This window comes from Rhizobium sp. 2YAF20, from assembly GCF_052114685.1.
Lineage (GTDB): Bacteria > Pseudomonadota > Alphaproteobacteria > Rhizobiales > Rhizobiaceae > Rhizobium.
In genome coordinates this window covers 1-22297 of the sequence record NZ_JBFRFF010000041.1, presented here as the reverse complement: position 1 = coordinate 22297, position 22297 = coordinate 1, and the positions used below count along the sequence as shown (strand labels likewise).

The window sequence follows — 22297 nt, the reverse complement described above, 5'->3', positions numbered from 1 at the left end:
TCAGCGCAGCCTCGGATTGGACAGGATGGCAATGATGTCGGCGATGGTGATCAGGATCAGGTAGGCGACGCAGAAGATCATCGAGCAGGTCTGGATCAGTGGCAGGTCGCGGGTCGCGACGGCATCGACCATGAGTTTGGCGATACCCGGATAGTTGAAGATAGTCTCGACGATGATGACGCCGCCCAGCAGATAGGAGAGCGACAAGGCGACCGCGTTAACGATCGGGCCAAGCGCATTGGGCAGCGCGTGCTTGAGCACTATCCGCGAAGGCGAGGCGCCCTTGAGAAGCGCCATTTCTATGTAGGGCGTGCCAAGTGTCTCGATAACCGCGGCGCGGGTCATGCGGATCATCTGCGCCGAGATCACGAAGCTCAAGGTAATCACCGGCATCGCAAAGACGCGTAGCAACTGGCCGAAAGAATGGACCTCGTTGGCGAATGACAGGGCTGGAAGCCATTTCAGGTAGACTGCAAAGAAAAGGACGGCCGCGGTGGCGACCATGAATTCCGGCACTGAAATGACGGCGATGGTAACGGTTGTGACGATCCGGTCGTAGAGGGAGCCGCGCAGAATAGCCGCCGTGATGCCGAGCACCATCGCGACGGGAACCGAGAACAGGGCTGTTGCAGCGGCGAGCTGAAGAGAGCTGAGGAAACGCGGGCCGATGAGCTGTGCTATCGGCATATTGTTGGCATAGGAGACCCCGAGATTGCCGGTGGCAAGCCCGCCCAGCCACCTGATGAACCGCAATAAGGCGGGATCGTTAAGATGCATCGCGGCCCTGAGGCCGGCCACGGCTTCGGGCGTGGCCGATTGTCCCAGGAGAATCTGTGCGACATCCCCCGGCAGCAACTCGGTGGCGGCAAAGACCGTGAAGGAAACGATCAGCAGTGTGATGAGGGCGACAAACAGTCTATTCATCACCAGCATGAGGACGTGAATGTTCATGGGTGCTCCCGCCGCGCGATCGGCCGTCGAGGCAGAGTAACATGGAGTAGGGCCGAGGACATTACCTTGTCCCCGGCCTGTCTCATGATGGATGTCAGGCTTCAAGCCATACATATTCGGCAAAGGCATAGCCCATCATTCCGCCGAGCGGATTGGCGTCCAGTCCCTTAAGCTTCGAGGAAATCGCGTCGACGTTGGAGATGAAGGCGGGGATCGCCGTACCGGCTTCTTCGGAGATCATCACCTGCATCTGGCCGTAGATTTCCTTGCGTTTGGCCTGATCGAGCATGCCGCGAGCCTCGATCATCATCTTGTCGAATTTCTCCGACTTGAACTGGCTTTCGTTCCACGGTGCGTCGGATGCATAGAGCAGCGAGAACAGGATATCCGGTGTCGGCCGTGGATTGATGTTGCCGAAATGGACCGGCGCCTTCAGCCAGTAATTGGACCAGTAGCCATCCGAGGGCACGCGCTGAACATCGAGCTTCATGCCGATGTCGGCGCCGGCAGCCTGGATGACCATCGCCATGTCGATCGACGAGGTAGCAGCATCCGATGCGATGATCGGGACGGACTGTCCAAGCAGACCTGCCTTTTGGAAATGGAACTTGGCCTTATCTGGATCGAAGGCTTTCGGCTTCAGATCGGCATTGTGGTAGACGCTCGCTGCGGGGACCGGCTGGTCGTTGGCGATTTCTGCAAGGCCGCGCAGCACAGACTTCTGGATCTGCTCGCGGTTGATCAGGTATTTCATGCCTTGCACGAAGTCGGCCTTGTTGCCGGGGCTCAGGTCCAGCCGCATGTTGAGGTTCGTGTAGTTGCCCGACGTCGACTGAGACAGCACGAACGCCGGCTGGTTTTCGAGCAGACGCATGGATCGTGGATTGATCGACGCGGCAAGCTGGATGTCGCCAGACAGCAGCGCGTTAACGCGAGCCGAGTCGTCGGAGATTGCAAAGAACTCGAACGAATCGAGATGTGGGCCGCCTTCCTTCCAGTAATTCTTGTTCTTGACGGCGATCGAGCGAACGCCGGGCTCGAAGGTTTCGCAGACGAAGGCGCCTGTTCCATTCGCCTTGGAAAAATCGGTCGTGCCGTCGGCCAGGATCATGAAATGATGCATGGCAAGGATGGTGGGAAGGTCGGCGTTCGGATTGGCGAGCGTGATCTCGACGGTCAGATCGTCAAGCGCCTTGATGCCGGTCATCTGCTTGGCAATGGAATTGACCTTGGAGCCGACAGCCGGATCCAGATGCCGATTGAGCGAATAAACGACGTCGGAGGCCTTCAGCGTCTTGCCGTCATGGAAGGTAACGCCGCTGCGCAGCTTGACGGTCCAGACCTTGGCGTCAGCGCTTTCGACGCTCTTGGCAAGTTCCATCTGCGTGACGCCGTTTTTATCGAGGAACGTCAGGCGATTATAGAAGGCGCAGCAACGCACGTAGTCAGTCGATAGCGAGGCCTTCGCCGGATCGAGTGTATCGGCGTTTGATGAAGACCAGCCAGCCGCCTTGAGCGCGCCGCCGGCGATCGGCGTTGCAGCAACAGCACGGCCCGCGCGTCCAAGAATTGTCGTCCCGGCCGCAGCAGCAATGCCTCCAGCCATCAGCATTTTCAGAAGGTCACGGCGGCTCGCGCCGCGGCGGATGGCGTTTTCGACCGCGGCATCATCGGCCTTGGTCCAGTTGATGAAGGTATTGTCAGACATGCGCTTCCCCTTTTTTTGGTTGTGATGAAGGCGTTACTGCGAGCGACCTGAAGGTAGAAGTCCCAGTCAGGCAGCTTTCGTCTGCTCCACGGCATCGGCAAGCGCGGCCATGGAGGTGAAATGGAAATCCGGCGTCGTGAAATTGTCAGGCTCTATCGTTCCGCCGTAGCCCTTCTGGGCATGGCGGCGTTCGATCCAGCAATTTGTCAGCCCGAGCTTTCTGGAAATCCCGATGTCGTGGTACTGGCTCTGCGCGACATGCAGGATGTCGTCGCGTGTGTCACCTTGCTTCTCGATGAAGGCGAAGACCTTTTCAAAGAAGGCCGGGTCCGGCTTTTCCGTACCGGTATCGTCTGCCGTGAAGCTCGCGTAGAAGGGATTGTCCAGTTCTTTCGAAAAGCATTCGAAAGCCCAGCGCTGGGCATTGGTCATGGCGATCAAGCGGTAGCGTTTCGCAAGACGCGCCATTGCCTCGGCGCTGTCGGAGAACCCCCGCCAGGTCCTGGCGGAATCGCGCAGTTGCTCAGCGAACCGTCGTTCCACCGGCAGCCCGAGCTTGGGTGCGATCTGCAGGTAGACCCGCACCAGATCGTCGGGAAAGAGGCCGACATCGGGCATGTAACGCGCCTGCCTGTAGAAGGCGAGGGCGGCTTCGCCATCGATCTCGACACCAGCCTCAGCGCCGATCTTCTTCAGGCAGCCCACCAGGCCGCTTTCGAAATCGATCAGCGTGCCGACAACGTCGAATGTCAGATATTTGAAATCCTCGAAAGTCCTTGCCACTTCGCTTTCCTCTTTAGAACGGACTGTCATTTTCCGCCGCATATCGCCTGACGACAGAATGATATGCTGAGCCTTGTATCCTCAGTCCGGTTGTTCCCGCGGTGGGCGATCACCCAGTCTCTTATGCTTTTCGCCAGATTTCATATGAGTGTCTCAAGAAACGGTCGCCGGATTCTCTGAATGACGAAGGCCCGGCGGCAGAAAGTTTCGAATATGCGGGCCAGGCGGAATATCGCGTCCGACTTGGGCTGGCTCGTACCGGCCATCACGCCATGGCGGCGCGAACGTCCGGGTCCTCGAGGGTCTGGTCGAGCGTCTTGCGCGTGCGCTCGATAATCGCATCGATTTCCTGTGGCGTGCAGCAGAGCGGCGGCGCGTAGCCGAGCACGCCGCTGCCGAAGGCACGCACGACCAGACCGTTGTCCCAGGCACGGTCGAAGATGCGCCGCGACGGGTCGGCGGCGGCCGGCAGAGGCGTCTTGCGCTCCTTGTCGGTAACAAGTTCGATCGCCGCCAGCATTCCGCGACCCCTGATATCGCCGACCAGCGGATGGCTCGACAGACCCTGCAGGCCTTGCATCAGTTGTGCGCCAGCTTTGCGGCCGTTTTCGAGCAAGCCGCCTTCATAGAGGCGCAGAACCTCAAGACCGACGGCCGCGCTGACCGGATGTGCCGAGTAGGTGTAACCGTGACCGACCGCCGCGGTGCCGGCGCCGTCGGCGATGGTGTTGTAGATCTTGTCCGACATGAAAACGGCGCCCATCGGCACGTAGCCCGATGTCAGGCCTTTGGCTGTCGTCATGAAATCCGGGACGATGTCGTCGTCGGAGCAGGCAAACAACGGCCCGGTCCTGCCAAAGCCGGTGATCACCTCGTCTGCAACGAAGAGAATGTCGAGTTCGGTGCACAGATTGCGCATGGCCTTCATCCATCCGGGCGGCGGCACCAGCACGCCGCCGGATCCCTGGATGGGCTCGACGTAGAAAGCCGCTACTCGATCGCCGCCGAGTTCCTCCACCTTTTTGCGCAGGGCTGCGGTGGAGGCGGCGATGATTGCCCCTGGGTCGGTGCCAACCGGATTGCGGTAGGCGTAGTGCGACGGAATTTTATGCTGCCAGTCGAATGGCACACCAAAGCCGGCGTGAAAGGAGGGCAGGGCTGTAAGGCCGGCGCCGACAGTCGATGAACCATGATAGCCCTGCTCCACGGAAATGAACTGGCCTTTCTCAGGCGTGCCCTTGGCGTGGTAGTAGTAGCGAATGAAGCGGACGGTACTGTCGACGGCGTCCGATCCGCCCAGCGTGAAATAGACGTGGTTGAGATCGCCCGGCGACCGGTCGGCAAGTTCGGAGGCGAGCCGAATAGCCGATTCTGAGCCCAGGCCGAAATAGGCAGTGGCGTAAGGCAGTTCGCGCATCTGCTTTGCGGCGGCCTCGACGATGCTTTCATGACCATAGCCGGCATTGACGCACCAAAGCCCAGCAAAGCCGTCGATCAGCTGATGACCGGATGCATCGGTGACCGTCGCCCCCTTGGCGGACTTGATCACGCGCACGCCGACCTTTTCGTGGCTACGATAGGAGGCAACCGGATGCACCAGATGGGCGCGGTCGAGTTCGATCAGAGAGTTGCTCAGCATGTCTATCTCCAGGTTCAGCCAAGGGCCTGGCTGGCCAGTGCGAAGGTTTGGAAGGGGGATGTGCCTTGTGCCTGAGGGCCGTCCTTGCACATGGTGATGCCGCCGCCGACATGGGCAAGCCCCTGATCGGCGAGCCACGGAGCAAGTCCGGTTATTTCGCTGGTATCCACCCGCATGAAAGCCCCTGGACGGGCGGCGAAAAGGAAGGAGAGAAGATGCTTTGCGTCTTGCGCGCTTGGCGCAACCACCGGTCCTGCGACTTCGCCGCGACCGAAGGCACGCAGGCCGGCAAAAGCCACGATGTTGTCGTTCCTGCGCAGCGTGGCGATGCTGCCCTCATCCATAAGCCTGGCAATCAGCCGCGTGCGGTCGAGACCCGACGCTTTGCGGTCCATGGCGATGCATTCGGCGATGTCGGCAGCGGTTGCCCAGGTGGCGTTTTCGACAGGTGGGTGTGCGCCTAGAACGCCTTGGTGTTGCCGGATGATGCCCGTCTTCTCGAAGCCAAGCTTGGTGTAGAGAGGCAGGCCTTCCTGCGTTGCCACCAGACGGCATTCCCGGCCTTTGCATTCAGCGAGCGCCAGGTCCATCAGGCCACGGCCGATGCCTCGTCCACGCATCGCTTCGTCGACGATGACCATATTGATCGTGGCGGCCCTACCATAATCGGTCACGAGGATGGTGCCGGCAACCTGGCCATGATCGAGAGCGACGACGCCGGTGCTGAGCGACAGAACCATCGCCCAATCCTCAAGGCGATGGGGCCACCCCGCCTGACGTGATAGCGTCACTGCGCCCTCGAGATGGTCGGGTGAAAATTCTACGAGCTCGATCTGGCCTGCCTGCATCGCCCCTTACCTGGTAAACCCTTGTCTCCTTCAATTGATAGCGCTCATGGGAGAGTAGATCGTCCCGACGTTCGAAACTGTGCGACATGTTTGAGCTGTCTTGAGCCTTGGGTGCCGCATCTTATGCCGCGCAAGTCCGCCTCGGGGCGGGAGGAAGTCGACAGATGGAAGCGTGCAGCACAACTCTCTGCCAAACGGCCGCCGCGATACGCAACAATCTGCTTTCAGTCGCGGCAATTGCGGTGAACGCAGATGATCTGCATGGTTATGATCGTTGTGAGGAGAGCGCTCGCTTCATGCGCTGATATCCATAACCCGCGAGGAATTCGAGGATATGCCCCAGTTTCGGCCCAAATACATTACCTTTGACTGCTACGGCACGCTGACCAATTTCCAAATGGCCGAGGCAGCCCAGAAGATCTATGGCGCGCATCTGGACGAGCCGAAAATGAGACAGTTCGTCAAGAACTTCGCCGCCTACCGCCTCGACGAAATCCTGGGTGACTGGAAGCCATATAACGAAGTGCTGCACAATGCGGTCGAGCGGACCTGCAAGAGAAACGGCATTGCCTTCCGCGACGAAGATGCTCGCGCGATCTACGATACCGTTCCAAGCTGGGGTCCACATGCCGATGTGCCGGCGGGCCTTGCCAAGGTCGCCAGGGAAATTCCGCTGGTAATCCTGTCCAACGCCATGAACGAGCAGATCATGTCGAACGTCGAAAAACTCGGAGCACCGTTCCACGCCGTCTACACCGCCCAGCAGGCCAACGCCTACAAGCCGCGCTTCCAGGCGTTCGAATACATGTTCGACATGCTTGGCTGCGGTCCGCAAGACATTCTCCATTGCTCGTCCTCCTTCCGTTACGATCTGATGTCCGCCTATGATCTCGGCATCAAGAACAAGGTCTGGGTCAACCGCGGCCATGAGCCGGCCAATCCATTTTACGAATATACCGAGATCAAGGACATTTCCGGCCTGCCCGGCGTCGTGGGGCTCTGACGGTCAATGGCGATGCAGTTCAAGTCCTATTGGCACGATACCGCGGCCGTCTTCGGGCAAGCTGCAAAGGGACCCGTCGAGGGGCACTATGATGTGGCCGTCATCGGCGGCGGCTTCAGCGGATTGTCGGCTGCCAGGCATCTGGCGAAATCGGGCGTTAGGGTCGCGGTTTTGGAAGCCCACCATGTCGGCGCAGGGGCTTCGGGGCGAAACGGCGGGCATCTGAACAATGGCATCGCACACAGCTTTCTCTCGGCAAAGAACGAACTGGGCGTGGAGCGCGCCAAGGCGCTCTACCGTGCCTTCGACGATTCAGTCGACACCATCGAGCGGATCGTCGCGGAGGAGGGGATCGACTGCAACTTCCGCCGTTCGGGCAAGCTCAAACTTGCTTCCAAGCCGGCTCATTTCAAATCCATCGCCGCAAATTTCGAGGCAGTGAACCGCGAGATCGATCCCGACACGGCTCTCTTGACGGCAGGCGACCTTGTCGGGGAGATCGGCTCGTCGTCGTTCCACGGCGCCATGCTGTCGAAGAAAAGCGCGATGATGCATATGGGCCGGTTTGTAACCGGGCTGGCCGATGCGGCTGTGCGCCATGGAGCGGTCGTCTTCGAAAACGCTGCGGTGATCGACCGAAAGATTGCCAACAGCAGGCACACGCTGACGACCACGCGTGGAAGCCTGACGGCAGACACGGTCTTCGTGGCGACCGGCGCCTATACATCGGGCCCCTTCAGCTATTTCCGCCGTCGCATCGTATCCGTTGGAAGCTTCATCCTTGCCACCCAACCGCTCACCGATGCGGAAGTGGAAGGCGCAATGGCGGGGAACCGCACCTGTGTAACCTCGCTCAATATCGGCAATTATTTCCGTTTGTCACCGGACAACCGGTTGATCTTCGGCGGCAGGGCGCGGTTCTCCGCGACCTGCAATCAACGCTCCGATGAGAAGAGCGGCGCGATCCTGAAGGCCGGATTGCGGGAGATTTTCCCGCAGCTTGCCAATGTCGGGATCGAATATTGCTGGGGCGGTCTGGTCGATATGACAAAGGACCGTTTTCCGCGCGCCGGTTTCGCCGATGGTGTCTGGTTCGCGATGGGCTATTCCGGCCATGGGGCGCAGATGTCGACGCATATGGGCATCATCATCGCCGATGCGATCATGGGAAAAGCCGACCGCAACCCGGTATCCGGCCTCGAGTGGCCGGCGATCGCCGGTCACTACGGCAAGCCGTGGTTCCTGCCGATGGTCGGCTTCTATTACAAGACGCTCGATCGCTTCCAGTAAGTGAAATGCTGTCGATAAAGGGCGCGGTGAGGGTGTCTCCGCGCGCTCTTGTGTTGCGTCCCGACAGGCCTCAGCTCAGTCCGCCGATGTGGAAACTCTTCATTTCCAGATATTCTTCGATGCCGCATTGCGCCCCTTCGCGGCCGAGGCCTGATTGCTTGACGCCGCCGAACGGGGCGACTTCGGTCGAGACTAAGCCGGTGTTCAGCCCCACCATGCCGAATTCCAGCGCTTCTGCCACGCGCCATGACCGTTTCAGGCTTTCGGTATAGAAATACGCGGCAAGGCCGAACGGGGTGGCATTGGCGATTTTAATGGCGTCAGCTTCGGTTTCGAACCGGAACAGCGGTGCGACGGGCCCGAATGTCTCCTCGCTCGCCAGCAGCATCTCGGTCGTCGCCCCGCCGAGTACCAGCGGTACCGCATACTGCTTGCCCTTTGGCATCGCCGGCCGGTTGGAAAGGATACGGGCGCCCTTGGCCAGGGCGTCTTCGACATGGCGATCGATTTTGTCGATGGCGGCTGCGTTGATCATCGGCCCGATATCGACCGGGTCACCGGCGCCGGGGCCAACTGTCATGGCGGAGACACGCTTGGAGAGTTTTGCCGCAAAAGCGTCGTAGACACCCGATTGGACCAGGATGCGGTTGGAGCAGACGCAGGTCTGGCCGCCGTTGCGGAACTTCGAGGCAATGGCGCCTTCAATGGCAAGGTCGATATCGGCATCGTCGAACACGATGAACGGCGCATTGCCGCCAAGTTCCAGGCTGAGGCGCTTGATGCTGTCGGCTGCGCCGCGCATCAGCAGCGAGCCGACACGTGTCGATCCGGTGAAGGATATCTTGCGCACGGTCTCATTGGCCATCAGCTCGGTGCCGATACCGGCCGGCATGCCGGTGATGATGTTGATGACGCCGGCAGGGATGCCTGCGCGCTCGGCCAGAACACCGAGTGCAAGCGCCGAAAACGGGGTGAACTCGGACGGCTTCACGACCACGGTGCAGCCGGCTGCAAGTGCTGGGGCGACCTTGCGGGTGATCATCGCATTCGGGAAATTCCAGGGTGTGATGATGGCGCAGACGCCGACGGCTTCCTTCAAAACCACAATCCTGCGGTCCCGTGTCGGCGAGGGTATTGTGGTTCCGCCGATACGGCGCGCCTCTTCGGCGAACCACTTGACGAAGGATGCGCCGTAGCGGATTTCGCCGACCGCCTCAGCCAGCGGCTTGCCCTGTTCGATCGTCAGGATCATGGCCAGATCCTGTTCGTGTTCGAGCATCAGCCGATGCCAGGCTTCCAGCAGGGCGGCGCGCTCGGCATGGGTCTTTGCCTTCCAAGGCGCGAACGCTGCACGGGCCGCCTCGATCGCTTCGCGCGTTTCGTGGCCGCTGACATCAGGCACATGGCCGATGACATGCTGGGTTGCCGGATCGGTCACCGGCAAGGATGCGCCGGACGCGGCGTTGCGCCAGCTGCCGGCGATCAGGCATTGCTGCTGGAAAAGGTTTTTGTCCTTCAAGCTGTCCATGGGTGATCCTTTCTGTTCAGGCGAGGGCTGAAAGCACGGCGGCCGTTATGGCATCCGTTTTGTCGTTACCAGGTCTGGTGCCGATGCCGCGCGCCGTTGCAGCTTCGATGGCCTTGATGATGTCGCTAGCCGCGGCTGATTCGCCGAGATGATCGAGCATCATCGCGGCCGACCAGATCGCGGCAATGGGATTGGCGATGCCGAGATGGGCGATATCGGGTGCCGAGCCGTGGACCGGTTCGAACATTGACGGGGCGGTGCGATCGGGGTTGATGTTGGCGGATGCGGCAAAGCCGAGCCCGCCCTGGATGGCGGCACCGAGATCGGTGAGGATATCGCCGAAGAGATTGGATGCGACGACGACGTCGAGGCTCTCAGGCGCCATCACCATGCGCGCGGCCATGGCGTCGATGTGGTAGCTCTTCACTTCGACGTCTGGATATTCGGCCGAAAGCTTGTCGGCAACCTCGTCCCAGAACACCATGGAATATTTCTGAGCATTCGATTTGGTCACCGACGCCAGCTTATTGCGGCGCAGTCGCGCCTGTTCGAAGCCGAACCGGAGGATGCGCTCGACACCCTTGCGGGTGAAGATCGAGGTTTCCACTGCCACCTCGTCCGGGGTGCCGACATGCACGCGTCCACCCGCGCCGGAATATTCGCCCTCGGTGTTTTCGCGGATGCAGAGGATATCGAAGCCTGCGGCTCTCAATGGGCCCTCGACGCCGGGCAAAAGCCGGTGAGGGCGGATATTGGCATATTGTACGAAGGCCTTGCGGATCGGCAGCAGCAGGCCATGCAGCGAAACCGAATCCGGCACTTGCGCCGGCCAGCCGACGGCGCCAAGAAGAATGGCGTCATGGCCCCGCAGGATTTCGATTCCGTCTGCCGGCATCATCGCGCCGGTCTTCTTGTAAAAAGCGCAGGACCAGGGGAAGCTTTCGGCCTTGAGCTTGAAGTTCGCGCGCGTCGCGGCGGCTTCCAGCACCTGCCAGGCTGCGTCTATCACCGGAACGCCAATACCGTCACCGGGGATGAGCACGATGGAATAGGTCTTCATGATGTTCCCCTTCAAAGATCGATCAATACGCTCTTGGATTTCCGGTTGGCCAGATAGGCTTCGCGCCCGAGATCCTTGCCGATGCCGGAGCTTTTGTAGCCGCCCGTTGGCAGGATATGGTCGCGGGAGCGTCCGTAGCGGTTTACCCAGATCGTGCCGGCCTGCAGCGTCTTCGTCACCCGGATGGCGCGCGACAGGTCTGCGGTGAAGACTCCGGCGGCAAGGCCATAGGTCGGGTGATCGGCAAGTGCCAGCGCCTCTTCTTCCTCGACGAAAGTCTGGATGGTCAGTACCGGGCCAAAGATCTCCTGCGTGATGGCCGGTGAGGACGCTGTCACGCCACCGATCAGTGTCGGTGCATAGAAATAGCCGCCGCGATCGAGCATCCTGCCGCCGGCGAGGCATTCGCCACCGGCTGCAACCGATGCCTTGACGATGCTGTCGATGCGATTGATCTGGCGTTCGGAAATGATCGGCGAGTATTGGGTGGCCTCGTTCCAGGTCGGTCCAGGGCAAATGTCGGCCATGATGGCGGTGATCGCATCCACCAGTGGCAGGGCAATGGCGTGCGCGACGATGAGGCGCGATCCGGCAACGCAGGCCTGTCCGGCATTCGACAGGATGCCCTGGGCCACGGCCTTTGCGGTGCGGGCGATGTCGGCGTCGGCAAAGACGAGTTGCGGGCTCTTGCCGCCGAGTTCGAGCGTCATCGGCTTGATGCCAGTGCGGGCGATGTTTTCCATGATTGCCATGCCGGCGGCCGTCGAGCCGGTAAAGCTAATCTTGCCGATCTCCGGATGGCCGGTGATGGCTGTTCCGGTCGTCTGGCCATCGCCGAGAACGATGTTGATCAGGCCGGCGGGTATGCCGGCGCGGACAGAAAGTTCGGCAATATAAACGGTCGAGAACGGTGTCAGCTCGGATGGTTTCAGGACCACGGCATTTCCAGCCGCAAGGGCTGGGGCGAGTTTCCAGCCTGCCATCGATAACGGAAAATTCCATGGGGTGATTGCGCCGACGACACCGTAGGGCTCGGTCATGATCATGCCGAGGCTGTCCCGGCTGGTCGGCACGAGATCGCTGCCATCCTTGTCGGCGAACTCCGCAAAGAAGCGGATCTGTTCGGAAGTGATGGCGATGTCGCCTTGGATGAGTTGGCCGACCGGGCGCGTGGACGACACTGCTTCCAGCCGCGCAAGCGTTTCAGCCTCCGCCTCGATCAGATCAGCCCAGCGATGCATGAGGCGTACGCGTTCGCGAGGGCGAATGTCGGCCCAGCCACTTTCCTTTAGGGCGCGTTTGCCAGCCTGAACGGCTTGATCCACCAGATCCGCGTCGGCAATCGGACAATCGGCAAAAGCGACACCGTCGGACGGGCGCTGCATGGCAAGCGCGCCTTTGGCCGCAATCATCCGGCCGTCGATGAAATGGCCTTGGGGCAGCACGACGGTGTTGGGATCGAAGCTAAGCGACATGAGGTTTCCTTCGGCGTTCAGACGCAAGCCGAACCTAGTCTCTATCCCCACGCAGTTTGCTTTGACTGTGACGCTTGACGCGACGGAATATCCCGTTTGCCTGCGTCTTGGCAGCGCAATCTTCGGCCACTTAGATAACCGTGCGCAGCGGGGCGAGAAAAGGTTGGAGGAAGCGGGACTCCGGCCGGGCGTCGTTGATGGAGACCGCGACCTGCATATCGACATGCGGGCAAAACGGGCGCGCGGCCAATCCCTCGAAGCCATGCCAGGCCACCAGCCCATCGACGAGAGCGATGCCGAGGCCTTCGCGCACCAGCGGTGCCGCGCCGACGGATGAGGCGATTTGGATGGCGATGTCGCGCTTTCGACCTGCGGCGGCAAAAGCGTCGTCGAGAGCGGCCCCGACTTGCGCATGCGATCCATAGGAAATCAGGGGTCGTTCATCGAGATCCTCGGGTCTTACCGCCTCCAGGTCGGCCAACGGGTCATCCTTGCGCATCACTGCGACGATAGCGACCGTCGTCAGCAGCTGGCTGCGGACGGTCGGTGCTGAGATCGGCGACAGCGTGATCGCCACGTCGATGTCGCCGACGATCAGGGCCTCGATGATCTCGCGCTTGGGCAAGGTATGAAGATGAATCTTCACTTCGGGATGACGTTTGCGAAACGCGCCGAGGACCGGCGGAAGCAGCGAGTAGGTGACGGGCAGGCTGGCGCCGATCCTCAAAAGACCGATCTTTTGTGCCCCGATAGTTCCGGCGAGCGTCTTCAGCGCCTCGATGTGCTTGAACACCCGATCGGCATCGGCAAACAGCAGGTTGGCCTCCATCGTCGGAACCAGCCGCCCGGCAATCCGGTCGAACAGCGCATAGCCGAGCTGCTGTTCCAGATGCATCAGGACTTTGCTCAGGGCCGGTTGGGAGACGCCGAGCGAGTTGGCAGCAGCGGTGATGGTGCCGTCGCGCATGATCGCCCGAAACACTTCCAGTTGCCGCGCTTTCATTGGCCGTTGCCCGTTCTAAGCTGCCTCGATCACAGGTGATAGCGCTCCCGCATGCGCCCGAAAAGATCATGCATCTGAACTGCGAGCGGAATTGTCTCGGTTCGCGACGCTTCGACTTCCTCGAAAATGCGTTGCTTGAGGAAAAAGCGCCAGCCGCCCGGCGTTTCAGCCAGAAATTCGCTCAGCATATCGTAGCGTTCGTGGGTCCAGACCCGCCGCCAAGAATATTCCGAAGCAAGTCCATAGCCTCAGGTTATGGTCCCCCGGTCTGGCTTTGGCACGCTCATATAATACTCAGGATGCGGAACGCGCTTGTATCCGGCGCGCTCGTAGACTGTATGGGCATCGCGGGTGGCCAGCATCCAGGTGGAGACCGTCTGCATCTGCGGATGCTGGCGGATGGTGGTCGCAAGCCATGTCGCCAAACCCTTGCCGCGATGGGCGGGAAGGGTGAAGACATCGCGCAGATACGCAAACACGGCATAGTCGGTGACAACGCGGGCGAACGCCGCCATTCGGCCGTCCGGCGCGTATATGCCGATCACCAAAGACCGAGCGAGTGCCCGGTCGAGCTGCTCCAGGGTGATATTCGCCGCCCAGTAGGATTCGTCACGGAAAAAGGCGTGGATCGCGGCGGTATCGAGTCGCAGACGGTCCGTGCTCAGGACGTAGCCATCCTTTTCCTGTTCGAAAGGTGCGAAATCCTCCAGCATGGTTGTCAGTTGATCGTCACGTAGATCTTCCGGACGGTCTCGATCGTGCGCCAGATGCCGACAAAACCGGGCTTCATTACGAAGCTGTCGCCAGCGCGGTAGGTAACGGTCTCGCCTCCCTTCTCGGTCAGTTCGATGATGCCCGATATGATATGGCAGAATTCGAAAGTCGTGCCCTTGATCGAATGGGTTTCGCCGGGTGTCGCTTCCCAGACGCCCGTGCGAACGCTGTCGTCGCACGAGGCGTCCTGCGGCCAGGTCTTAAACGACGGATCGCCGGCGATGAGACGCTCCGCCGTGGGTTTCGATTCCCGCGGGGCGGTCTGCGGATTGGTGTCGATAAGCTTGAGGCGGGACATGGATGTGCTCTTCCTGCTGGTTGGTCAGTATCCGAGGCTGCGCTCGACGAGGCCGATCGGGTCTTGCCCGGCTTCGTGGCGAAGAATGTTGGCGATCACCGCCTTTGCAGCGGTTTCCGGCTGGGTGACGCTGGCGATGTGGGGCGTGAGGATGACTTTTGGATGCCGCCAGAGGGCATGGTCGGCCGGCAACGGTTCGGGATCGACAACATCGAGAACAGCGCCAGCAAGATGGCCGCTGTCGAGCGCTTCGATCAGGGCCTTCTGATCAAGTTGCTGCCCGCGGCCGGCGTGAACCAGGGATGCGCCTGCGGGAAGTCTTGCGAGTAGCCCGGCGTTCAGGAAGCCGCGGGTTTCCGCCGTCAGCGGCAAAAGACAGATGAGAATATCGGTGCCTGCCAGAAAATCATCGAGCTGCGCTTCTCCATGAAAACAGGCGGCGCCGGCAATCTCGTGTGGCGACCGGCTCCAGCCCGACAGCGGAAAGCCGAAGGGCCTGAGGCGCTCGAGTGCGGCCTGGCCCAGCATTCCAAGACCGAGCACGCCGACACGCCGCGCCGACACTTGGCAGACAGTGCGCGACTTCCAGATGCCCAGCTTCTGCTGATTGAGATAGCCGGGAAGATCGCGGTGCAGGCAGAGGACTGCGAGCGTCACATATTCCTGCATCATGCGAACGATGCCATCTTCGACCATGCGCACGAGCTTGACGGCATCGGGCAACGCGCCTGTGTCGAATTGATCGACGCCGGCGCCGATCGAGAAGAGGATTTCGAGATTGCGGTAGCGGGCGATGTCTGGCGGTGCCGTCCACGTCAGGAGATAGCGGACATCTGCCGGATCAACCGTCTGCGGGTCGGTCACAAACGGCAGCTGCGGCAGCTCGCGCTTGAACTCGGCGGCAAATATCCTGGCGCGCTCTGGGTCGGAGTTGAACAGAAATGCCATGTGACGGTCCCAATTCTTCTTGTCCCCATTTTCGATCACGCGGCAAAGCAGGATGCGCTGAAACAAATTGGAAGTGCGGCAGATCGAACTGATTTTTTCGTCGGTTTCCGATCACGCTTGCCAGTTAAGCAACCGCTTGCCGAGATCCTCAATCATTGTCCGGCATGCGCAGAGTTCTGCCGGTTCGATATATTCATCCGGTTTGTGGGCTCGGGCGATATCGCCGGGACCGCAGATGATGGCGTCCATTCCGGCTGCCTGATAGAGCCCGGCTTCCGTCCCGTAGCTAATGGCGGCCAGTGGCTCTTGTCCGGTCAATTCCTCCAGCAGAATCGCAAGCGGCGACCCGGCGGCAAGCGAGAGGGCAGGGTATTGGCTGAGAAGCTCCCAGCGCGTGTCGAAACCGTGCGCCTTTAGTTGCGTCAGCGCGGCGCGTACCGGTTCCAGCAGGCCGGCCGGAGAGATGCCGGCGATGGCGCGCGCCTCAAGGTCTGCCGTGCAGAGGTCGGGAATGATGTTGACCGCCTGGCCGCCGCGGATGACGCCAACCTGGAGCGATGAATAGGGCGGCTCGAAGTTCCCATCGTATGGCCCGCTTGAAAGTGCCGATGCGGCGGCCACGGCCTCGCTCAGGATGGCCGCCATGGCATGGATGGCGTTCAATCCCTGATCGGGCCGGGAGGAATGCCCCGAACGGCCACGAATTTCGATGCGAGCGGCGGCCTTGCCCTTGTGGGCGCGGATCGCGCGCATGCCGCTTGGCTCGCCAATGATGCAGCCTTCCGGTCTGGCGCAGAGGTCGGGCAGCAGCCGGATCAGATGCGGCACACCCCGGCAGCCGGCCTCCTCGTCATAGGAGAAAGCCAGATGCACCGGTCGTGCAAGCGGCATGGCGGCAAGTGCCGGAAGTGCCGCAAGCGCGCAGGCGAGGAAGCCTTTCATGTCGCTGGTGCCGCGCCCATAGAGCCGTCCATCGTGCTCGCGCAAGGCGAAAGGATCGGATGTCCAACCCGGCTCTCCAGCCGGTACGACATCCATATGGCCGGACAGCAAGATGCCGGGCACCTCCTTCGGGCCGATCGTCGCAAACAGGTTGGCGCGATCACCCTCCGGCCCCATCGCCACGGTGACGTCAGCGCCGCAGTCTTGCGCATAGGCGCCAATCCACCCGACGATCTCATGGTTGGCGCTGCCCACGACCGAGGGGAAGGCGACGAGCCTTGCCAGGATTTCCTGTTCCGTCATCTTGCCCATTCACATCATTCCGGGTTTGCCGAGATCCGTGCCGTCAATCATACGTTCGTATCGGAATGGTGCCGGGTTGACACAAGGCCTGTCGCCGAGGATCAGATCGGCGGCCAGTCTCCCGGCTGCCGGGCCGATGCCGAAACCGTGGCCGCTGAAACCTGCCGAGACGAAAAGGCCCGGACGCGACTTGACGCTCGATATGACGGGAATGGCGTCCGGCGTCGAATCCACCATGCCGCCCCAGGTTTCGGACGGGCGAATGCCGGCAAGTTCGGGATAGGCGGCAACAAGGCGCATGATACCGCGCTCGATCAGGTGCAGGTCGGGGGCAGGGTCGAGCGTGCGGACCTGTTCAAAGGGCGAGGGGCCATCGGCTTTCCAGCGACGGATCGCTTCCGGACCGTTGAAAAACTGCCTGCCGATGCCGAATGTCAGGCCCTTGCGCCGCGTCTGGAAGGTGCGCCAGAAATCCGGCGCCTGCAGCAAGCCCCAGGGCGATATCTGCAGTTGCCCCTGTCCGGTGAGCCCGACGGTATAGCCGCCATCAAGCCGGCGTCGGATGGTCACGTTTTCCATCGCGATGCCGCCATCGGTTACAGCCTTTGCCGGCGACGTATAGAACGAGGTCGATTTCACCGAGGCTTGTAGAAAGCGCAATCCGTGGTGGCGCAGGAACATGCCGCTCCATGCACCGCCCGCGACCAGAACCGCGCCGCAGCGGATCGCTCCCTTCTCGGTCACGACCCCTGAAATCCTGCCGCCCTGGGTTTCAAGCTCCCGGGCCGCACAGTTTTCGAGGATCACGGCCCCAAACCTTCGCGCCCCTTTGGCAATTGCCGGCACCGCCAGTTCCGGCTCTGCGCGGCCGTCAGCGGGAGAGTGAACGCCGCCGCGCCATGTCCGGCTGTTGCCGGGTAGCAGGGCCGAGGTCCCGGCACCGGTCAACATTCGGGTATCCACGCCCAATGGCCTTGCAATCGATCCCCAGCGCTCCCAGGCGTTAAGATCGCCCTGGGTGGTCGTCGCGTAGACCAGCCCATTGCGGCGGAAACCGGTCTCGTCATCCAGTTCGGCGTTCAGGCCGTCCCAAATCCTCATCGCCAGCTGCGCGAGCGCAAGTTCCCTGACATCGCGGTTCTGCTGTCGGCACCAACCCCAATTGCGGCTGGATTGTTCGCCGGCGATCACGCCCTTTTCGACGAGGGCAACCGAAGTCCCGCGCTTTGCCAGTTCATAGGCTGTGGCGATCCCCGCCATGCCTCCACCGAGGATCACGACATCGGCCTGCACCGGCAGAATCTGATCGCATTCGACGCGGCGGAGGGGAGGAGACATGCGACGTCCTTCTCGGCAATTTCCTGACTGCAGCCTCCTCTGGCCGCCTTCGCCAATCATAGGGCGGTTCCCCGCGTCCGCTTGCTAAATGCCTGCCCGTTGCAGCGTAAAGTGCTGAAAGCGGTCTCCTCTGAAGAGAAATCTACGGTGGGAAATGCATGACTATCGCCAGCAGGAAGCCGGAGGCGGGAGTGGAAAAGCGATTGTCGCCCGATCCCAGGCTTGTCTATGTTTTGCCTGATGTGTCTGTGCTCTATGGCGTCGGCGGGGGAGAGAAAAATATGACCACGGAAGGATCGATGCGGCTTCAGTCGTTCGACCTGCGGCTTTTCGACATTGCGGATACCGATCTCGAAAAACTGCATGCGCTCTCGTTGACGGTGGGCTGGCCTCATCGACTGAAGGACTGGGAGATGCTGCGCGAAAGCGGATACGGCATCGTCGCGCAGGACGAGATCGGACGGGTTTTCGGCTCGGCCATGTGGTTTCCCTTCGCGGACGACTTCACAACGGTCGGCATGGTCATAACATCACCGCGCCTGCAGGCGCATGGTCATGGTCGCTGGCTGATGGAACATGTCCTGAAACAGACGGGATCGCGCCCGTTGCGATTGAATTCGACCCGGGCCGCCTACAGGCTCTATCTTTCCATGGGTTTCACGGCGGAAAAGACCGTCTATCAGCATCAGGGAACCGCCGTTCCATTGGTGGAACCTGAAGTTCCCCATGGCGCGGTTCTGCGCGAGATCTCAGTGGGCGATCTGAGCGAACTGGTTGCGCTGGATCGTATCGCCTATGGCACCGATCGGCAGGCATTGTTTGCTCGTCTGCTGCAGGTATCCACAGGCGTGGCACTGATACGCGACAAGCGGATTGCCGCATTTTCCCTGTGCCGCAGTTTCGGGCGAGGCACTGTCATTGGCCCGGTGGTCGCCTCTGACGATGCCGATGCGATCGCCGTCATCCATCCTCATGTCGTCGCCCATGCCGGAGACTTCCTGCGCCTCGACACACGCCAGAAGGTGGGCCCATTCGCGCAATTTCTGACGCGCTCGGGGATGCCCGTCTTCGACACGGTTACCAGCATGTCGCTCGGCGGCACCTGGTTTACGGACGGAGAGGTGCAAAAGCCCGGCTATCCGCTGACCTATGCGCTGGTGAGCCAGGCGCTAAGCTGATTGATTGGCGAAAGCGCGGGTGCCTCGAATGTGTTTCGTGGCCGTATCCTCACCCCCACGCGCTCGGGCGCGTAACAGCCAGGGCTTGCCGGGGGGACGATCGTTTTGTTCCGGTTCGCGGCGATGAATATGGGCGGGCACGACGCGGGCGGTTGCATTTCCCGGACCAAAGCCGCTCGTCGCAAGCAGACGGCCACCTGCGTCCAGGTGGGCGAGAATGAAAGCCTCCGCAGCTCATGGCCCCATGGGTGACATGCAACTCATCGCCGGCTTTCGACAGGCTCATTAGGCGCGGTCGCTTCAAAGGCCCGCAACGCATTCAATGGCGGCAAATGTCTTCCCCACTGGACCAGCCTTCTGCCTCAATCAACCAGTCGGCCACGAAGAGAGCGAACGGATTTCGATCCGAAATTGCGTCAAACGAACAGATAGAGCCGTGACGCGCTTCCATGAGACGATCAGCCGCGCTAGCTGTCAATGCAGGACTAGCCTCAGCGCCTTTTGCGTTTCCAGCAGCAACGGCAGATATCGCTGCGCCATTTCGGCCGCAGCGATGTGCGCCGCCGGTGCGCCGATATTGATCGCTGCAACCGTATGGCCGCGGCTATTTTCGACGGGAACGGCAATGGAGCAGAGGCCAATCTCCAACTCCTGATCGATGACGGCATAACCTTGCGCGCGCACGCGCTGAAATTCAGTCATTAGGAGGTTGGGGTCGGTCTTGGTGTTCGGCGTATTGGCTTTCAGATCCGTCCTTGAGAGCACGGCACGAGCTTCGCTTTCGGGCAGGGCGGCAAGCAGAACGCGGCCCATAGAAGCGCAGAACGCGGGAAGACGGCTTCCAGGCGTAAGATTGATCGACATCACCCGGCGTTGCGAGGCGCGGGCGATATAGACGATCTCCGTGCCGTCGAGCACGGAGGCCGATGCACTCTGTCCGGCTCTTTCCGACAGTTGGTCGAGATGCGGTTGAATGAGAGCCGGCAAGGGTGTTGCCGACAAGTAGGCGTGGCCGAGCCGCAGGATCTTTGGCGTCAGAGTGAAGAACTTGCCGTCATAGTCGGCATAGCCGAGATCCGCCAATGTCAGCAGCGAGCGGCGAACCGTCGCCCGGTCGAGACCGGTAAGCTTCGAGGTATCGGCAATCGACAGCCGCGGCCGTGTCTCACCGAAGGCCTCGATGACTTTCAATCCCCTGGCAAAGCCACTGACGAAATCGGTTCCGCGCATCTCGGGTCTCCGTTGAAGCTCATTTTGTGCGATATACGAACAAAAGTCAAATAACGCACAAAATATTTGACGTTCTTTTTGGGAGGGCGCTTATTTGCAACCTGTTGAGGCGGAATTGCAGGAGGCTCCATGGCGAGGATCGTAACACTCCACGAAGCGGTGGCGGAAAATGTGAGGGATGGCGATACCGTTGCCATGGAAGGGTTTACCCATCTCATCCCTTACGCTGCCGGACACGAGGTGATCCGCCAGGGCAAGAAGGACCTCTACCTGATCCGCATGACGCCGGACATTCTCTATGATCAATTGATCGGCGTCGGCGCTGCTCGCGGCATGAAATTTTCCTGGGGCGGCAATCCGGGCGTCGGGTCTCTGCACCGGTTTCGCGATGCCGTCGAAAACCAGTGGCCGCGGCCGTTGGAAATCGAAGAACACAGCCATGCTGCGATGGCGAATGCCTATGAGGCGGGTGCCGCAAACCTGCCGTTTGCCGTGTTCCGCGGCTATATCGGTGCGGACCTGGCCAAGGTCAATGCGAACATCAGATCCGTCACCTGCCCCTTCACGGGCGAGGTACTGGCTGCGGTTCCAGCGATCCGACCGGATGTGTCGATCATCCACGCATTGCGCGCCGACCGTAAGGGCAATGTGCTGATCGAAGGTATCATCGGGGTGCAGAAGGAAGCGGTGCTTGCGGCCAAGCGTTCGATCGTCACCGTCGAGGAGATTGTCGACGAATTGGTTCCGCCATCGCCCAATTCTGTCGTGCTACCGTCCTGGGCGGTCACAGCGGTGGCCGAGGTGCCCGGCGGGGCATTCCCCTCCTACGCCCAGGGTTACTACCCGCGCTCGAATGCATTTTACATCGCCTGGGACGAGATCGCCCGCGACCGGGATAGTTTTCAGGCTTGGATCGCGGAAAACGTGATGAATGCAAGCCCGGGAGACTTCGCCAGGCATGCCAGGAAGAGGGCTGCATGAGATGATGGATTTTACACCGACTGAAATGATGACCATCGCAGCGTCGCGTGCCCTGACCAATGACGACGTCTGTTTCGTCGGCATCGGCGCACCGTCGGCCGCCTGCAACGTCGCCCGGCTGACCCATGCGCCTGATATCACGCTGATCTACGAAAGCGGCACGGTCGGCACCCGGCCGGATGTACTGCCGCTGTCGATCGGCGACGGCGAGCTTTGCGATACGGCGCTCTTTACCGTCTCCGTGCCGGAGATGTTTCGCTACTGGCTGCAAGGTGGACGGATCACCACCGGCTTCCTCGGCGGCGCCCAGATCGACAGGTTCGCAAACCTCAATACAACGGTGGTCGGTCCCTATGACCATCCAAAGGTCCGCCTGCCCGGCGGCGGCGGGGCGCCGGAGATTGCCAGCAGTTGCGGCCAGATCTTCATAACTATGGCGCTCTCCAAACGCGGCTTCGTCGAGAGGCTGAACTTCGTCACCTCGATGGGCCATGGCGAGGGTGGCAACCACCGCCAGCGCCTCGGCATGAAAACCAGGGGGCCGACGCGGGTGATCACCGATCTTTGCATTATGGAGCCCGATCCACTCACAAAGGAGCTGACGGTGGTTTCCGTCCACCACGCCGTGACCCGAGAACAGATCGTCGAGAATTGCGGTTGGGCGATCAAATTCGCCGATCGGGTGATCGAAACGCCGGTACCGACGCAAACCGAATTGGCGACGTTACGTGATATCAACGCGCGCACCAAAAAAGCGCATGAGGCAGCCTGATGACCGAAGCCTTCATCTGCGACTATATCCGCACCCCGATCGGCCGGTTCGGCGGATCGCTGGCCGGCGTTCGCACCGACGATCTCGGTGCTGTGCCCTTGCAGGCGCTGGTGGCGCGCAACGGGTCTGTCGACTGGGAGGCGGTTGACGACGTGATCTATGGCTGCGCCAATCAGGCCGGCGAGGACAATCGCAATGTTGCGCGCATGGCGCTGCTTCTGGCCGGGCTGCCTGTGTCGGTGCCG

General features: G+C 61.0%; 21 protein-coding genes and 2 pseudogenes. 6 read left to right on the top strand and 17 right to left on the bottom strand.

Going from position 1 to position 22297, the window contains the following annotated elements:
- The 5 genes from AB4Z52_RS29860 to AB4Z52_RS29840 all read right to left on the bottom strand — a co-directional run bounded on the left by AB4Z52_RS29860 (position 1) and on the right by AB4Z52_RS29840 (position 5929).
- A complete protein-coding gene (locus AB4Z52_RS29860) occupies positions 1–951 on the bottom strand; it encodes an ABC transporter permease (RefSeq protein ID WP_442221501.1) in 951 nt (316 codons plus the stop codon).
- Between the two features lie 94 nt (positions 952–1045).
- On the bottom strand, positions 1046–2659 hold the full coding sequence (locus AB4Z52_RS29855) for an ABC transporter substrate-binding protein (protein ID WP_442221500.1): 1614 nt from the start codon (positions 2657–2659) through the stop codon (positions 1046–1048).
- A gap of 66 nt (positions 2660–2725) precedes the next feature.
- On the bottom strand, positions 2726–3472 hold the full coding sequence (locus AB4Z52_RS29850) for an HAD-IA family hydrolase (protein WP_442221499.1): 747 nt from the start codon (positions 3470–3472) through the stop codon (positions 2726–2728).
- A gap of 235 nt (positions 3473–3707) precedes the next feature.
- Complete coding sequence (locus AB4Z52_RS29845) at positions 3708–5081, bottom strand: aspartate aminotransferase family protein (RefSeq protein ID WP_442221498.1); 1374 nt, start codon at positions 5079–5081, stop codon at positions 3708–3710.
- A 14-nt stretch (positions 5082–5095) separates the two neighbouring features.
- On the bottom strand, positions 5096–5929 hold the full coding sequence (locus AB4Z52_RS29840; protein ID WP_442221497.1) for a GNAT family N-acetyltransferase: 834 nt from the start codon (positions 5927–5929) through the stop codon (positions 5096–5098).
- Between the two features lie 334 nt (positions 5930–6263).
- On the opposite strand from AB4Z52_RS29840, the gene AB4Z52_RS29835 reads away from it, so the two are divergent.
- Both AB4Z52_RS29835 and AB4Z52_RS29830 read left to right on the top strand, forming a co-directional pair.
- A complete protein-coding gene (locus tag AB4Z52_RS29835) occupies positions 6264–6932 on the top strand; it encodes a haloacid dehalogenase type II (RefSeq protein ID WP_442221496.1) in 669 nt (222 codons plus the stop codon).
- A gap of 12 nt (positions 6933–6944) precedes the next feature.
- Entirely contained in the window at positions 6945–8222 is a 1278-nt protein-coding gene (locus tag AB4Z52_RS29830) for an NAD(P)/FAD-dependent oxidoreductase (RefSeq protein ID WP_442221526.1), read from the top strand.
- A gap of 70 nt (positions 8223–8292) precedes the next feature.
- Here AB4Z52_RS29830 and AB4Z52_RS29825 read toward each other — a convergent pair whose 3' ends face one another.
- From AB4Z52_RS29825 to AB4Z52_RS29780, 10 genes are all read right to left on the bottom strand, one after another.
- Complete coding sequence (locus tag AB4Z52_RS29825; protein WP_442221495.1) at positions 8293–9750, bottom strand: NAD-dependent succinate-semialdehyde dehydrogenase; 1458 nt, start codon at positions 9748–9750, stop codon at positions 8293–8295.
- Positions 9751–9766: 16 nt separating this feature from the next.
- Positions 9767–10810: a tartrate dehydrogenase gene (locus tag AB4Z52_RS29820; RefSeq protein ID WP_442221494.1), complete on the bottom strand. Its 1044-nt coding sequence runs from the start codon at positions 10808–10810 to the stop codon at positions 9767–9769.
- An 11-nt stretch (positions 10811–10821) separates the two neighbouring features.
- On the bottom strand, positions 10822–12285 hold the full coding sequence (locus AB4Z52_RS29815; RefSeq protein WP_442221493.1) for an aldehyde dehydrogenase family protein: 1464 nt from the start codon (positions 12283–12285) through the stop codon (positions 10822–10824).
- A 130-nt stretch (positions 12286–12415) separates the two neighbouring features.
- On the bottom strand, positions 12416–13288 hold the full coding sequence (locus AB4Z52_RS29810; protein WP_442221492.1) for a LysR family transcriptional regulator: 873 nt from the start codon (positions 13286–13288) through the stop codon (positions 12416–12418).
- A gap of 29 nt (positions 13289–13317) precedes the next feature.
- On the bottom strand, positions 13318–13476 hold the full coding sequence (locus AB4Z52_RS29805) for a hypothetical protein (RefSeq protein ID WP_442221491.1): 159 nt from the start codon (positions 13474–13476) through the stop codon (positions 13318–13320).
- 60 nt (positions 13477–13536) lie between these two features.
- Positions 13537–14001: a GNAT family N-acetyltransferase gene (locus tag AB4Z52_RS29800; protein WP_442221490.1), complete on the bottom strand. Its 465-nt coding sequence runs from the start codon at positions 13999–14001 to the stop codon at positions 13537–13539.
- Between the two features lie 5 nt (positions 14002–14006).
- Positions 14007–14360 carry a cupin domain-containing protein gene (locus tag AB4Z52_RS29795; protein WP_442221489.1) on the bottom strand — a complete coding sequence of 118 codons (354 nt, stop codon included), beginning with the start codon at positions 14358–14360 and terminating at the stop codon, positions 14007–14009.
- A 24-nt stretch (positions 14361–14384) separates the two neighbouring features.
- Entirely contained in the window at positions 14385–15308 is a 924-nt protein-coding gene (locus AB4Z52_RS29790) for a 2-hydroxyacid dehydrogenase (RefSeq protein ID WP_442221488.1), read from the bottom strand.
- 111 nt (positions 15309–15419) lie between these two features.
- On the bottom strand, positions 15420–16553 hold the full coding sequence (argE, locus tag AB4Z52_RS29785) for an acetylornithine deacetylase (RefSeq protein WP_442221525.1): 1134 nt from the start codon (positions 16551–16553) through the stop codon (positions 15420–15422).
- A 9-nt stretch (positions 16554–16562) separates the two neighbouring features.
- Positions 16563–17891, bottom strand: coding sequence for an NAD(P)/FAD-dependent oxidoreductase (locus tag AB4Z52_RS29780; protein ID WP_442221487.1), 1329 nt, complete (start codon positions 17889–17891; stop codon positions 16563–16565).
- A gap of 281 nt (positions 17892–18172) precedes the next feature.
- Between AB4Z52_RS29780 and AB4Z52_RS29775 the strand changes: the two genes are divergently transcribed.
- A complete protein-coding gene (locus AB4Z52_RS29775) occupies positions 18173–19069 on the top strand; it encodes a GNAT family N-acetyltransferase (RefSeq protein WP_442221524.1) in 897 nt (298 codons plus the stop codon).
- Positions 19070–19301: 232 nt separating this feature from the next.
- On the opposite strand, the pseudogene AB4Z52_RS29770 reads toward AB4Z52_RS29775, so the two are convergent.
- Together AB4Z52_RS29770 and AB4Z52_RS29765 are read right to left on the bottom strand one after the other, a co-directional pair.
- Positions 19302–19401 (bottom strand): annotated as a pseudogene (locus AB4Z52_RS29770) (LysR family transcriptional regulator); the annotation flags it as partial.
- Positions 19402–19543: 142 nt separating this feature from the next.
- A complete protein-coding gene (locus tag AB4Z52_RS29765; protein ID WP_442221486.1) occupies positions 19544–20299 on the bottom strand; it encodes an IclR family transcriptional regulator domain-containing protein in 756 nt (251 codons plus the stop codon).
- Positions 20300–20428: 129 nt separating this feature from the next.
- On the opposite strand from AB4Z52_RS29765, the gene AB4Z52_RS29760 reads away from it, so the two are divergent.
- The 3 genes and pseudogenes from AB4Z52_RS29760 to AB4Z52_RS29750 all read left to right on the top strand — a co-directional run.
- Positions 20429–21280, top strand: coding sequence for a CoA transferase subunit A (locus AB4Z52_RS29760; RefSeq protein WP_442221485.1), 852 nt, complete (start codon positions 20429–20431; stop codon positions 21278–21280).
- A gap of 1 nt (position 21281) precedes the next feature.
- A complete protein-coding gene (locus tag AB4Z52_RS29755; protein WP_442221484.1) occupies positions 21282–22052 on the top strand; it encodes a CoA-transferase subunit beta in 771 nt (256 codons plus the stop codon).
- Positions 22052–22297, top strand: a pseudogene (locus tag AB4Z52_RS29750) (3-oxoadipyl-CoA thiolase); the annotation flags it as partial. The gene AB4Z52_RS29755 and the pseudogene AB4Z52_RS29750, both read left to right, overlap by 1 nt.

What these genes read in the sequence shown, in the direction of transcription:
- AB4Z52_RS29860 (WP_442221501.1), bottom strand. Translation starts at nt 951, where the DNA reads ATGAACATTCACGTCCTCATGCTGGTGATGAATAGACTGTTTGTCGCC.
- AB4Z52_RS29855 (WP_442221500.1), bottom strand. Translation starts at nt 2,659, where the DNA reads ATGTCTGACAATACCTTCATCAACTGGACCAAGGCCGATGATGCCGCG.
- AB4Z52_RS29850 (WP_442221499.1), bottom strand. Translation starts at nt 3,472, where the DNA reads ATGACAGTCCGTTCTAAAGAGGAAAGCGAAGTGGCAAGGACTTTCGAG.
- AB4Z52_RS29845 (WP_442221498.1), bottom strand. Translation starts at nt 5,081, where the DNA reads ATGCTGAGCAACTCTCTGATCGAACTCGACCGCGCCCATCTGGTGCAT.
- AB4Z52_RS29840 (WP_442221497.1), bottom strand. Translation starts at nt 5,929, where the DNA reads ATGCAGGCAGGCCAGATCGAGCTCGTAGAATTTTCACCCGACCATCTC.
- AB4Z52_RS29835 (WP_442221496.1), top strand. Translation starts at nt 6,264, where the DNA reads ATGCCCCAGTTTCGGCCCAAATACATTACCTTTGACTGCTACGGCACG.
- AB4Z52_RS29830 (WP_442221526.1), top strand. Translation starts at nt 6,945, where the DNA reads ATGCAGTTCAAGTCCTATTGGCACGATACCGCGGCCGTCTTCGGGCAA.
- AB4Z52_RS29825 (WP_442221495.1), bottom strand. Translation starts at nt 9,750, where the DNA reads ATGGACAGCTTGAAGGACAAAAACCTTTTCCAGCAGCAATGCCTGATC.
- AB4Z52_RS29820 (WP_442221494.1), bottom strand. Translation starts at nt 10,810, where the DNA reads ATGAAGACCTATTCCATCGTGCTCATCCCCGGTGACGGTATTGGCGTT.
- AB4Z52_RS29815 (WP_442221493.1), bottom strand. Translation starts at nt 12,285, where the DNA reads ATGTCGCTTAGCTTCGATCCCAACACCGTCGTGCTGCCCCAAGGCCAT.
- AB4Z52_RS29810 (WP_442221492.1), bottom strand. Translation starts at nt 13,288, where the DNA reads ATGAAAGCGCGGCAACTGGAAGTGTTTCGGGCGATCATGCGCGACGGC.
- AB4Z52_RS29805 (WP_442221491.1), bottom strand. Translation starts at nt 13,476, where the DNA reads ATGCTGAGCGAATTTCTGGCTGAAACGCCGGGCGGCTGGCGCTTTTTC.
- AB4Z52_RS29800 (WP_442221490.1), bottom strand. Translation starts at nt 14,001, where the DNA reads ATGCTGGAGGATTTCGCACCTTTCGAACAGGAAAAGGATGGCTACGTC.
- AB4Z52_RS29795 (WP_442221489.1), bottom strand. Translation starts at nt 14,360, where the DNA reads ATGTCCCGCCTCAAGCTTATCGACACCAATCCGCAGACCGCCCCGCGG.
- AB4Z52_RS29790 (WP_442221488.1), bottom strand. Translation starts at nt 15,308, where the DNA reads ATGGCATTTCTGTTCAACTCCGACCCAGAGCGCGCCAGGATATTTGCC.
- argE (WP_442221525.1), bottom strand. Translation starts at nt 16,553, where the DNA reads ATGACGGAACAGGAAATCCTGGCAAGGCTCGTCGCCTTCCCCTCGGTC.
- AB4Z52_RS29780 (WP_442221487.1), bottom strand. Translation starts at nt 17,891, where the DNA reads ATGTCTCCTCCCCTCCGCCGCGTCGAATGCGATCAGATTCTGCCGGTG.
- AB4Z52_RS29775 (WP_442221524.1), top strand. Translation starts at nt 18,173, where the DNA reads ATGACCACGGAAGGATCGATGCGGCTTCAGTCGTTCGACCTGCGGCTT.
- AB4Z52_RS29765 (WP_442221486.1), bottom strand. Translation starts at nt 20,299, where the DNA reads ATGCGCGGAACCGATTTCGTCAGTGGCTTTGCCAGGGGATTGAAAGTC.
- AB4Z52_RS29760 (WP_442221485.1), top strand. Translation starts at nt 20,429, where the DNA reads ATGGCGAGGATCGTAACACTCCACGAAGCGGTGGCGGAAAATGTGAGG.
- AB4Z52_RS29755 (WP_442221484.1), top strand. Translation starts at nt 21,282, where the DNA reads ATGATGGATTTTACACCGACTGAAATGATGACCATCGCAGCGTCGCGT.